General features: G+C 65.5%; 8 protein-coding genes. 2 read left to right on the top strand and 6 right to left on the bottom strand.

Features of this window, described 5'->3' with window-relative positions; translation table 11 throughout:
• Position 1 precedes the first annotated feature (1 nt).
• The 6 genes from VC212_RS14330 to mgtE all read right to left on the bottom strand — a co-directional run bounded on the left by VC212_RS14330 (position 2) and on the right by mgtE (position 8338).
• On the bottom strand, positions 2-1057 hold the full coding sequence (locus VC212_RS14330; RefSeq protein WP_115514221.1) for a TerY-C metal binding domain-containing protein: 1056 nt from the start codon (positions 1055-1057) through the stop codon (positions 2-4).
• A 48-nt stretch (positions 1058-1105) separates the two neighbouring features.
• Positions 1106-1741 carry a VWA domain-containing protein gene (locus VC212_RS14325; protein WP_323526164.1) on the bottom strand — a complete coding sequence of 212 codons (636 nt, stop codon included), beginning with the start codon at positions 1739-1741 and terminating at the stop codon, positions 1106-1108.
• Between the two features lie 170 nt (positions 1742-1911).
• The gene (locus VC212_RS14320) at positions 1912-2949 is read right to left on the bottom strand and encodes a DUF475 domain-containing protein (RefSeq protein ID WP_115514222.1); all 1038 of its coding nucleotides are present in this window, start codon (positions 2947-2949) and stop codon (positions 1912-1914) included.
• 353 nt (positions 2950-3302) lie between these two features.
• The gene (locus tag VC212_RS14315; protein ID WP_323518131.1) at positions 3303-5996 is read right to left on the bottom strand and encodes a bifunctional acetate--CoA ligase family protein/GNAT family N-acetyltransferase; all 2694 of its coding nucleotides are present in this window, start codon (positions 5994-5996) and stop codon (positions 3303-3305) included.
• Between the two features lie 288 nt (positions 5997-6284).
• Positions 6285-6938 carry a hypothetical protein gene (locus VC212_RS14310; RefSeq protein ID WP_115529201.1) on the bottom strand — a complete coding sequence of 218 codons (654 nt, stop codon included), beginning with the start codon at positions 6936-6938 and terminating at the stop codon, positions 6285-6287.
• A gap of 32 nt (positions 6939-6970) precedes the next feature.
• Positions 6971-8338 (bottom strand): magnesium transporter, encoded by a 1368-nt coding sequence (mgtE, locus tag VC212_RS14305; protein ID WP_115554885.1) that lies wholly within the window; start codon positions 8336-8338, stop codon positions 6971-6973.
• Between the two features lie 571 nt (positions 8339-8909).
• Between mgtE and VC212_RS14300 the strand changes: the two genes are divergently transcribed.
• Together VC212_RS14300 and VC212_RS14295 are read left to right on the top strand one after the other, a co-directional pair.
• Complete coding sequence (locus tag VC212_RS14300) at positions 8910-9737, top strand: carbonic anhydrase family protein (RefSeq protein ID WP_115563309.1); 828 nt, start codon at positions 8910-8912, stop codon at positions 9735-9737.
• 409 nt (positions 9738-10146) lie between these two features.
• Positions 10147-11964 carry a monovalent cation:proton antiporter-2 (CPA2) family protein gene (locus VC212_RS14295; RefSeq protein WP_115554887.1) on the top strand — a complete coding sequence of 606 codons (1818 nt, stop codon included), beginning with the start codon at positions 10147-10149 and terminating at the stop codon, positions 11962-11964.
• Positions 11965-11997 lie beyond the last annotated feature (33 nt).

Raw genomic sequence — 11997 nt, 5'->3', positions numbered from 1 at the left:
GCTAGCCCCGTGCACGCGAGATTTCGACCGATTCCCCATCGGCGAAACAGCCGAAATAGGCGCGTTGCTTGCACCATGGGCAGGTCTGCTCCCCTTCCCCGGCAACGCAGAACGTATTGCCGCAGGAACACATCGCAAATCCGATCCGGTTTCCGCAATGCGGGCAACTTGGCGTGCCGAAGATCTGGTCCGACTCCACCGTGGCGAAGTTGGGCGCCTCCGACGACATCTCGAAATAACTGTTCTTGACCGGGTAGCAGCCCACCAGCCGATACGTGGTGGCACTGAGTTGCGCGCTGCCGACATCGAAGGATTGATGCATGGGCTCGTAGCGCGAGATATACGGCAATTCGCTACGCTGGCACTTTGACACGAAGTAGGCGTTGGACTCGTCGACGCGCTCCATCGGCTTGTCCAGATTGAGCTTCTTCAGGATCGACACATCGGCGTCCGGCAGCTGCTCTTCCTTGGCCACATCGCCCACGCTGCGGCTACGCGCCTGTACCGATTGCGTGACCCAGGCGATGAAGCGCTGGAACGCACCGTCGCTGCTGTCATCGAGCGTCAGCACCTTGTCGGCATCGGTGAACTGGCTGAGCACTCCCAGGTCGGCATTGCGCCCGATCGAGACCGCCACCAACGAGACGCGGCTGGCGTAGTGCTGCTGCCAGCGCGACAGTGCCGGCGCGATATCGTCGGTTGGCTTGCCATCGGTGATTAGGAAGGCGATCGGCTTCCAGTCGCCCTTGCGCTCAGGGCTGTTGCGGCGCACTGAAGCGTCTACCTCGTCCATCAGGTAGTTCATCGCCCGGCCCAGCGAGGTCCCACCACCCGCCGGCAGGCTGGGCACGACCACGCTCGTCAGTTCGGTCAGTGGAAGCAACCGGCGCACCTGGCCGGCGAAGGCGATGATCGAAATCCACGCTGTTTCCAGCGCGTGCGGATCTGTCCGTAACGTCGCCACGATATGCGACAGGCCTTCTTCGAGCCGATACAGGTTTTCCCCGATCATTGACTCGGAGACGTCGAGCAGGAAATAGATCGGAAGGCGACGCATCTCAAACTCCGCAACGAAGACAGCGACTCAACAACACGGCAACTGCGCTTACAGCACCAGCTGGATTTCGCTCGGCGGCGGCGGCAGCGCCGTGCTCTCCGGGGTGCCCTGGCTCCGGCTGCCGCCGCTGACCGCTGCCGACACCCACTTGAAGAAGCTGGTGAACGACGCGCTGTCCAGCGTATCCAGAGCAAACACATTGGCGGTGAACATGGACAGGTACGTCGACTTGGCCTTGGGCCCCGCCGCACAGGCGATGATGTTGGCGAAGTTGCGCTTGCTCAATTCGGGAATCTGTTCCTCGAACACCTGCAGATCGGTGGGGCTGCCATCGGTCATCACGAACAGCAGCGGCGCCCAATCGCCCTTGGCGTCTTCGCTGGAACGACGCACTTCCAGATCCACACGCTCGCAGACATGCTCCAGCGCCTTGCCGAGCATGGTGGGACCCGAATCGGGCGTGGTGATTTCCGGCAATTGCAACTGGTCCAGCGGCGTCAGCGGCAGGATGGTCTTCACGTCCGCGTCGAAGGTCATCAAGCAGATGTGCACGCTCTCCAGGGCCGATGGATCCTGCCGCAGCGAGGTCACCAGGGCACGCAGCCCGACATTGACCGCAGCGATCGGTTCGCCGCGCATGGATCCGGAGGTATCGAGCAATAGATAGACGGGCAAACGACGCATGACTTCACCTGCTAAAGGAAATGCGGGAAAAAGGCGGCTTTATCGTGTCAGACACGCTGGCCAGACATGCGGCAGGCGCAGCGCGCTGCCGGCCAGGCCGGCGTCGCGCGACGCTGTGGACCTGGCCGTACCAGCGTCGTTCCCTACAGAACGCAGCGAACGACAGTCGGCTACGCGCTGTCGCCAGCCAGATGCCGCTTGCGGTAGCGGATCGATGACCACACCGATGCCGCGATGAAAGCCACACCGATCAGGCCGGTCAGCACTTCCGGCACATGCTGCACCGTGCCGATGAGCATGATGATCGCCAGCACGCCGATAGCGTAGTGCGCGCCGTGCTCCAGGAATACGAACTCGTCCAACGTGCCCTTGTGCACCAGATAGACCGTCATCGAGCGCACGAACATCGCGCCGATCGCCAGGCCCAGCATGATGATGACCACGTCACGGGTAATCGCGAACGCGCCGATCACGCCATCGAAGGAGAAGGACGCATCCAGCACTTCCAGGTACAAGAACGCAGCCACGCCCGAGCGCTTGGCGACGCTGACCCCGTTTTCGTCCTCTTCGGATTCGAACAGCGCATCCACGCTATCGACCAGCAGGTACAGCAGGATGCCGCCCATGCCGGCAAACAGCACGCTCTGGAAGATGTCCTGCGGCAGGAATAGCTTGGTCCCCAGCAGCACGGCGACGGCGACGATGACGGCCATGGCGTCTGCCTTGCCCAGCTTGCCGACCAGCCGCTCAACCGGACCCAACCAGTGCAGCTCGCGGTCGCGATCGAACAGGAAGTTGAGGAATACCAGCAGCAGGAACATGCCACCGAACGCCGCAATGGACGGATAGTGGTCGGTCAGGACCTGGCTGTATTTGTCCGGCTCGTTGAGCGCCAGATCGATCACCGGCATCAAGCCCATGCCGGTCGCCACCGACACGATCACGATGGGAAACACCAAGCGCATGCCGAACACGGCGATGAGAATGCCGACGGTCAAAAACAGCTTCCGCCAGAATTCGCTCATGTGCTTGAGCACGCCGGCGTTAACCACGGCATTGTCGAAGGACAGCGAGACTTCGAGCACGCTCAGCACGGCGCACAGCCACAACGCTTGCCACATCCCCATGCTCGAGTTATGGCCCCACCACGCCGCGACGCCCAGACAGAGCGCGGTGATGACAAACGACATTCTAAAATCACGAAACATTGAAACTCCCGATAGTGCTGAGACGAAAACGAGCGGTCACGACCTTGGTACGCAGGCAATACCTACGCGTTTCAGGACGGAGCGAGCAAAAAAGGGGGATGGCCATCTGCCAACGCGTCGCGCCACACCACTGTCTGGCTCCGACCGTCGTGTGGCGGCAAATCGCGCTCCGATGACGCCGTGCGCGTGCACATCTGGCACTGCGGCAAGGGTGAAGCGCGTCGACCGATCATCGCCTTCCAACATGACATCGTCCATGAAATCGGAATCGGCTGCGGGTGGAATCCCGTGCAGCAGGAGTCTACGGCCATTCCCAGCCCAGTACCAGCAAGGCTCCGCCCGCTGCCCGCGCCTCAGCCGGCCACCGGCAGTGTCACCGCCATCAGGGTCGCATCGTCCGGATCCGGGCGTACGCCAAAGCCCAGGCTCTGGCACATCGCCAGCATGGTGCGGTTCTCGCGCAGCACCTGGCCTTCGATCTGCTTCAGGCCAAGCCAGCGCGCGTACTCGATCATGATGCGCATCAGCTGCCAGCCGATGCCGTGGCCCTTGAGGTCGGAGCGGATCAGGATGCCGTACTCGCCACGCTCGTAATCGGCGTCGGCATGCAGGCGCACCGCGCCGAGCATATCGCCGGTCTTGGGGTCGATGGCCACCAGCGCGATCGAGCGCGCGTAGTCCAGCTGGGTCAGGCGGGCGATGAATTCGTGGCTGAAATGCTTGACCGACTGGAAGAACCGCAACCGCAGGTCTTCATCGGTGACGCGCGCGAAGAAGGCGCGGAACAGCGCATCGTCTTCCGGGCGTACCGGGCGCACCAGCGCGTGGGTGCCATCGCCGAGCGCGATCTGGCGCTCCCATTCTTTCGGGTACGGGAAGATCGCAAAACGCGGATGGCCGCGGCCCTTGTGCAGCTTGCGCGCCGGCGCCACCGCCACGCGGGCATCCAGCGCGATCACGCCATCGCGGTCGGCCAGCAGCGGGTTGATATCCAGCTCGGTGATTTCCGGGATGTCGGCCGCCAGCTGCGCCAGCTTGACCAGCACCAGCGCCACGGCGCGCTCGTCGGCGGCCGGCACGTCGCGATAGGCCTTGAGGATGCGCGAGACGCGGGTGCGGCCGATCAATTCATGGGCCAGGCGCAAGTCCAGCGGTGGCAAAGCGAGCTCGCGGTCGTTGATCACCTCCACTGCGGTACCGCCACGGCCGAACACGATCGCCGGGCCAAACACCGGGTCGTCGGCAATGCCGGCGATCAACTCGCGCGCCTTGGGCCGCAGCACGGTGGGCTGCACGATCACCCCTTCGATGACCGCGTTCGGCAGCGCGGCGCGGGCACGCGCCAGGATGCCGGCCGCCGCCTCGCGCACCGCCGCCACGCTGGACAGGTTCAGGCGCACGCCATCCACGTCGGACTTGTGCGCGATGTCGCCGGACAACACCTTCAAGGTGACCGTGCGCCCCATTGCCAGCAGCGGGTCGGCCAGCAAGGCGGCCTCGTTGGCGGTGGTGGCCACCTGCAACGGCACGATCGGGATGCCGTAGGCGGCCAGCAGCCGGTTGGTCGCCACCGGGTCCAGCCAACGCCGGCCCGCAGCCAAGGCTTCATCGACCACCGCGCGGGCGATGCCGGCATCCACCACGAAGTCTTCCGGCAGGCTGGGCGGGGTTTCCATCAGCGCCGCCTGCGCCTCGCGGTAACGCACCAGGTGGGTGAAGCCGCGCACCGCATCCGATTCGGTGGCGTAGGTGGGCACACGCGCGGCGTTGAGCGCGGCGATCGCCGCGTCGTCCTGGCCCAGCCACACCGCAAACACCGGCTTGTCGCGCTGATAGCGGTTGCGTTGCTCCAGCGCGCGGGTCAGTGCCTTGGCCGCGTCGGCCGAGGAAGTGAATGCGGTGGGCACGTTGACCACCAGCAAGGCGTCGTTTTCGGGGTCGTCCAGCAGCGCTTCGATCGCCGCGGCATAGCGCGCGCCATCGGCGTCGACAATGATGTCCACCGGGTTGCTGCGCGACCACCCTTCCGGCAGCGACTGGTCCAGCCGCTCCAGGGTCTTGGCCGACAACTCGGCCAACGTGCCGCCACGCAGCACCAACTGGTCCACCGCCAGCTGCCCCACCCCGCCGCCATTGCTCAGGATGGCCAGACGCCGGCCCGGGAAGCTGCCGAGCCGGCCCAGCGTTTCGGCCGCGGCGAACAACTCGTCCAATGCGCCAACGCGCAGCAGCCCGGCACGCGCGAACGCGGCGCCATACACCGCATCCGAGCCGGCCAGCGCCTGCGCGTGGGTATCGGCATTGGGATTGATGCGGAACTGCCGGCCGGACTTGACCACCACCACCGGTTTGGCGCGTGCGGCCGCACGCGCGGCCGACATGAACTTGCGCGCATCGCCGATGCGTTCGACGTAGAGCAGGATGGCGCGGGTGCGGTAGTCGGTAGCGAAGTAATCGAGCAGGTCGCCGAAGTCCACATCCAGCGTATCGCCCAGCGACACCACCGCCGAGAACCCGACCGAACGCGCCACGCCCCACTCCACCAAGGCAGCGGCAATCGCGCTGGATTCGGAAATCAGCGCCAGATCGCCGGCCTGTGGGCAGTGCGCGGCGATGCTGGCATTGAGCCGCGCATGCGGGGCGATCACGCCCAGGCAATGCGGGCCGAGGATGCGCATGCCCTTTGCCCGTGCAGCCGCTTCCATGCGTGCGGCCGGCGAACCAGGGCCACGGCCCAAACCGGCGGTGAGGATGATGGCTGCTGCCACCCCGCGCCGCGCGGCGATGGAGACGATGCGCGGCACGATGCGCGCCGGCGCGGTGATCACTACCAGGTCCGGCACCCACGGCAGATCGGTCAAGCGCGCCACCGTGCGCACGCCATCGATCTCGCTATAGCGCGGGCTCACCCAACCGATCTGCCCGGGGAAGCCGGCCGCGCGCAGATTGCGCACCACCGCCCGCCCGGCCGAGCGATCGCGCGGACTGCCACCCACCACCGCAACGGTGCTGGGGCGGAAGACCTGTTGCAGGTGATAGGTACTCATTGTGCGGGGGAGAACACTGCCATCGCGCTACGGTACACGCACTGCCGTGCGAGGGCATGCGGCAAGGTTGGCGAACGCGAGATGGCGGGGCGGCCGACCGGTGCGCGTGCTCCGCGGCCAGGGACTTGGCGCAGCCGTCTCGCGGCATGGCCGTCGTCGACAATCGTCGATCGTTTCCACCGAAGACCGTTCGGGTTGGTGATTTGTTTGACTGGTCAGTGCACCACTGCCTGCACCGTCGTCATGCCTGCCGCAGCGCATCGCGGTGCCCGGCCTGTCGATGCCTGCCTACTTTGAAAGTGTCGAGGTCGATGTGCGGCAACGCTGGGCGCTGTAAGCCACCGAATAGGGTTCGTCGTAGCATTTGATCAAGCCATCGACGACATCCAGGTTTGGTGGCCAGCGCACCTTCATCTCAGCTCGGCCCTTCTCGGCGGGAAAAACCATATAGCCATCCTGCAGCGGCGGCATATCCTTGGCCTGCGGATAGGGCACCGTCGCAAGTCGCGCACGTGCGGCATCCAGGCCGGCGCGGTCGCGTTTGAGGAACGCGAGCATCGCATCCACATACAGATTCCAGCCGGCGAGATCCTCGGCGGCTGGCTTGTAAGACTTTTCGAACAAGGCGATCGCCTGTGCCGTTTGACCAGCCTCTGCACGCAGCTGGCCTTCGTGCCAGGTCACTATGCCGCCAGTGATCGCATGCGCCAGGCGATACTCGCGCAGCAGGTCGGCTGCCGCCAGGGCGCAACCAGGGCGGTCGGCGATGGTGCGCCAGCCGCCCTGCATGTCTTGGTCGAAGGCGTTCTCATCCAGCGCCAGCATGGCGGCGCGATCATAGGCACAGGCCGGTGGATGGGCCTGTTCGGCCCATCCTGGCTGCAACATGGCGACCAGCAATGCACTCGCCCCAAGTACATACCGCAGCGCCTTGTTGCCCATCGCGATCTCCTTATCGGTCGTGTTGGCAGAGCCTACAACAACGTTCCGCTCAAGATCGCCGCGGCAATGCTGAAATAGATCACCAGCCCGGTGACATCCACCAGCGTGGCCACGAACGGTGCCGAGGCGCTGGCCGGGTCGAAGCCGAAGCGTTGCAGCACGAATGGCAGCATCGAGCCGGACAGCGAGCCGAAGGTGACGATGCCGATCAGCGCCGCACCGATGGTCAGCGCCACCATCTGCCAGTGCGGGCCATAGTCGTACAGGCCGGCGGTTTGCCAGATGGCGATGCGCACGATCGCCAGCACGCCCAGAATCGCGCCAAGGGTCAGCCCGGTGGGCAGCTCGCGCAGCGCCACTTTCCACCAGTCGCCCAGGCGGATTTCACGCAGCGCCAGCGAACGGATCAGCAGCGAAGTGGCCTGCGAGCCGGAGTTGCCGCCCGAGCTCATGATCAACGGAATGAACAAGGTCAGCACCACCGCCTTGGACAACTCGTCCTCGAAGTGCTGCATGGCGCTGGCGGTGAGCATTTCGCCCAGAAACAGCACACTCAACCAACCGGCGCGCTTCTTGATCATCTGGCCAAACCCGATGTGCATGTAGGGCTTGTCCAGCGCCTCCATGCCGCCGAACTTGTGCACGTCTTCGGTGGATTCGGCGATCAATGCGTCGAGCACATCGTCAACGGTGACGATGCCCAGCACATGCCCGCGCGCATCCACCACCGGGATCGCGAGCAGGTCGTGGCGGCGGATCAGGCGCGCCACTTCTTCCTGATCCAGCGCCGGGTCCACGGTGACCGGCGGATTGACCTGTGCCACCTCCAGGATCGGTGCCTCCGGCGCGCCGGTGATCAGCCGGCGCATGGTGACCACCTGCTGCAGCACGCGGGTCTGCGGGTCGAGCAGATAGATGGCGTAAACGGTCTCGCGGCTGCGCTCCACTTCGCGGATGTGCTGCAAGGTGCGGCCCACTGTCCAGTCGGACGATACCGCCACGAATTCGGTGGTCATCAACGCACCGGCGGTGCTGGGCGGGTAGCGCATCAGCGCCTGGATCGACAGCCGCGCCTCGGCACTGAGCAACCACAGCAGCGGCTGGCGCTGCTCGGCATCCAGGCCATGGAAGATATCGGTGGCGCGGTCGTCAGCCATCTGCCCGAGCAGCGATGCGGCCTGCTCGGCTGGCAGCAGGGCGACCAGTGCGCTGGCATCGCGCAGCTCGGGTTGTTCGAGCAACTTCACCGCACGCGGCGGCGGCAACGCGGCCAGCACGTGTGCCGCATCATCACGATCGAGCGTGTTGAGATATTCCACCGCATCGGCCGTGTTGAGCTCGGCCAGGGGTGCGGTCAAGACATCGACGCCTTGGGCAAGGCGCAGGGTTTCGTTGTACATGGTGGTTCGCCTGGTGACGACCGTCGTCGATGACAGCCGGCGAACCTGAGCCTCAGGCGCGCGCCAGCTGGGTCATCGACCCGGGTCTAGGGTGACTGTCGCTGGACATGAGTAAAGGCTCCGAAAGGTGCGCACCGACCGGTGATCCGGGCGGCGGCGCGGCGCAGTCTGCGCGCCTGCGCTCGCTTGGTCAATCCTTGGCAGCCGCCCCGCTTCACCGGGCGTCCAGCATGCCGAGCCTGCACTGCACGGCGCTGGCGCAGGCCATGCCGCTCACCCCGCAGACAACGCGCGATTGACGCTGCGCAAGAGGCGAGTACGCGGAGGTGCCATCGTCGTGGCACCTCCGCGCGGGGTGCGCATTCGCCTGCACACCTGTCGCCGCGATGCGCCCAGCCGCGCCAAGAGGTCGTGCTGGTCGGAGCGAATCCACCGGCCGTCGCAAACCTGTGGTGTGCGGCACAGCAATCGGTACAGTCCGCTTCTTGGCACAACCAACCCACCGCACATCTTCGTGGAAGGGCGCGCGCCATCGCGTCTCTCCGCTTCCGTCGCTGCTCAGGAATCACCAATGCCGTCTTCTATGTCGTTTTTGTTACGCCATCTCCGCCCGGTGTGTCTGTGTGCCGCCGCGGGCTGGGTCACGGTCGGCATGGCGCAAACCACGCTGCCTGCAACGCCCCCCGTGGAGGCGCACGAAACCCCCCAACACGTCGGGCATGAGTGGGGCTATACCGGTCCGGAGGGCGCCGAGCACTGGGCCGAACTGGCCAAGGAAAACGTGCTGTGCGGCAACGGCCAACAGAACAGCCCGATCGATCTGAAAGGCGCGCTCGACGCCAACCTGGGCAAGCTGGAGCTGGACTACAGCGCCGTGCCGCTGGCGGTGCGCAACACCGGTCATTCCATCCAGCTGGAGCTGCATGACGGCGGCACCATGGTGATCGGCGGCAAGCAGTACACCGCGTTGCAGTTGCACTTCCATCACCCGAGCGAGCACCTGTTGAACGGCCGGCGCTTCCCGATGGAGGCGCACATCGTGCACCAGGGCCCGGATGGAACCCTGGGCGTGCTGGCGATCTTCTTCGAAACCGGCAAGGCCAATCCTGCCTTCCAGCGGGTGCTGGATGCCATGCCCAAAGACAAGAACCAGACCCGTCAGGTCGCCAACGCCTCGGTGCGGGCCAGCGATTTCCTTCCGCCCAAGCAGCAACGCCGCTTCTATCGCTACGAAGGCTCGCTGACCACCCCGCCGTGCAGCGAAACGGTGGACTGGGTGGTGCTCGAGCAGCCGGTGCAGGTGTCCGAAGAGCAGATCAACGCCTTCGAGCGTGTCTACCCATTCAACGCCCGGCCGCTGCAGCCGCTGGATCGACGCTTCCTGCTCAAGAGCCACTGAGCGCAGCCAACCGAACGCAGCGCGCGGCCACACGGCGGGAATGCATGGCGCAGTGAGATGCGCCGTGCATGCCGCACAGCGCACCGGCCGCGCGCCGCTGGCGGCTGCGCAGTGGCCCTGCGCAGGCTGCTCGGCGTCCTGCTATCGCAGGCGCACTAGCGGGGGTCTTATTCGCTTCGAGAGTGCGATCTCAGTGCGTCCAGCACACCAGCTCCGCCTGACGGATGCTGGGCGCTGCGGTCGCCGCTTGGCCGCGGGTACCGGCGTGGCCGGTTGCATGGCGCTGCCGCACGTCACAGCATCGCACCGCGCGTGGCATGCGATGCGCATCGGCGGCGACTCCGGCACGTTGGTGCAAGCTGGCCGACTGCTGCGGGCGGCATAATGCGCACCTCAACGGAGAATGTGCATGCATAGCGGTGGCCTGGAACTGGCTCTGGTCCTGATGCTGGCCGCCATCGTGGCGGTACCAGTGTTCAAGCGCTTCGGCCTTGGCGCGGTGCTGGCCTATCTGGTCGCCGGCGTGGTGCTGGGCCCGGATGGTGTGGGCGTGGTGCAGGATGCCGAGCGCATCAGCGGCGCGGCCGAAATCGGCGTGGTGATGCTGCTGTTCGTGATCGGCCTGGAGCTCTCGCCAGCCCGCCTGAAGGTAATGCGCCATTCGGTGTTCGGCGCCGGCGCCACCCAGGTGGTGGTGACGGCCATGATCCTGGGCGGCCTGCTGATGCTGGGCAACCTGGGCTGGAAAACATCGCTCATCGTCGGCGTGGCGCTGGCGTTGTCGTCCACTGCGGTGGGCCTGCAGCTGCTGGCCGAACGCAAGGCGCTGGGCAGCGATTACGGGCGACTGGCCTTCGCCATCCTGCTGTTTCAGGATCTGATCGCGATCCCGTTGCTGGCCGCCATTCCGTTGCTCGGTGGCAGCAAGAACGCCACTCTCGCCTGGCCCGATGTGGCCAAGGCGATGGCCGCATTGGCGCTGGTGATCCTGTGCGGGCGCTTTGTGTTGCGCTATCTGTTCAACGTGGTGGCGCGCACCCGCATGCCGGAGGTATTCACCGCCAGCGCGTTGCTGGTGGTGCTGGGTACTGCCTGGATCATGCAGGAGGCCGGGCTGAGCGCCAGCCTGGGTGCCTTCATCGCCGGCGTGCTGCTGGCCGATTCGGAATTCCGCCACGAACTCGAATCGCAGATCGAACCGTTCGAAGGTTTGCTGCTGGGCTTGTTCTTTATTTCGGTGGGCATGGGCATCGACCTCAATCGCGTGGTCGCCGAACCGGGGTTGATCGCCGCCGGCGTGGCGATCTTGCTGGTGGTGAAGTTCTCGCTGCTGGTCGGTATCGGCAGCGTCGCCAAGCTACCGCTACGCAGCAGCCTGATGCTGGGCAGCGTGTTGTGGCTGGGCGGCGAATTCGCGTTTGTGGTGTTCAACGAAGCCGATCGCGTCGGCCTGCTGGATCCGGCCAATCACGACCGCCTGGTGGCCATCGTCGGCGTCTCCATGGCGTTGACGCCGCTGTTGCTGCTCGGCATGCAGCGCCTGCTCAACGGACCGTTGCGGGTACAGGTGCCCAAGTCCGAGCGGCCCTTCGACACCATCGATGCGCAGTCGCCGCAGGTGCTGATCGCCGGCGTGGGCCGTTTTGGCCAGGTGGTGGCCCGCCTGCTTACCTCGCGCCATGTGCCGTTTGTGGCGCTGGAGCACAACCCCGACACGGTGGAGGATATCCGTCGCTTCGGCGGCGAACTGTATTACGGCGACCCGACCCGGCCGGACCTGCTACGCGCTGCCGGCGCCGACCGCATCAAGGTGTTCGTGATTGCGGTGGACGACCCGGAAACCAACATCAAGACGGTGCGGCTGATCCGCCGCCTGTACCCGCAGGCCACCGTGCTGGCGCGCGCGCGTAACCGCCAACACGCCTGGAAACTGATGGACCTGGGCGCCGAACCATTCCGCGAGGTATTCGCCTCCAGCCTGGAACTGGGCGGACGCGTGCTGACATCGCTCGGCGTGGGCGATGCGCTCGCGCGCGAACACATCGAGCGCTTCCGCAAGCACGACGAAGACCTGATGCGTGCGCAACACCTGGTCTACGACGACGAAGCCAAGGTGCTGCAGACCTCGCGCGATGCGCGCGAAGACCTGATGCGCCTGTTCGAAGCCGACGTCAAGGCGGATGTGGATGGGGATGACGTGCCAGTGGCGGCCACGCGCGATGCGTAAATGCGCTTGGCAAACTCATAACCAGACGCGCAC

This window comes from Xanthomonas sp. WHRI 8932A (assembly GCF_035012785.1).
Lineage (GTDB): Bacteria > Pseudomonadota > Gammaproteobacteria > Xanthomonadales > Xanthomonadaceae > Xanthomonas.
The sequence above is the reverse complement of the archived record's forward strand: the minus strand, read 5'-3'. Positions and strand labels throughout refer to the sequence as shown.

What these genes read in the sequence shown, in the direction of transcription:
- VC212_RS14330 (WP_115514221.1), bottom strand. Translation starts at nt 1,057, where the DNA reads ATGCGTCGCCTTCCGATCTATTTCCTGCTCGACGTCTCCGAGTCAATG.
- VC212_RS14325 (WP_323526164.1), bottom strand. Translation starts at nt 1,741, where the DNA reads ATGCGTCGTTTGCCCGTCTATCTATTGCTCGATACCTCCGGATCCATG.
- VC212_RS14320 (WP_115514222.1), bottom strand. Translation starts at nt 2,949, where the DNA reads ATGTTTCGTGATTTTAGAATGTCGTTTGTCATCACCGCGCTCTGTCTG.
- VC212_RS14315 (WP_323518131.1), bottom strand. Translation starts at nt 5,996, where the DNA reads ATGAGTACCTATCACCTGCAACAGGTCTTCCGCCCCAGCACCGTTGCG.
- VC212_RS14310 (WP_115529201.1), bottom strand. Translation starts at nt 6,938, where the DNA reads ATGGGCAACAAGGCGCTGCGGTATGTACTTGGGGCGAGTGCATTGCTG.
- mgtE (WP_115554885.1), bottom strand. Translation starts at nt 8,338, where the DNA reads ATGTACAACGAAACCCTGCGCCTTGCCCAAGGCGTCGATGTCTTGACC.
- VC212_RS14300 (WP_115563309.1), top strand. Translation starts at nt 8,910, where the DNA reads ATGCCGTCTTCTATGTCGTTTTTGTTACGCCATCTCCGCCCGGTGTGT.
- VC212_RS14295 (WP_115554887.1), top strand. Translation starts at nt 10,147, where the DNA reads ATGCATAGCGGTGGCCTGGAACTGGCTCTGGTCCTGATGCTGGCCGCC.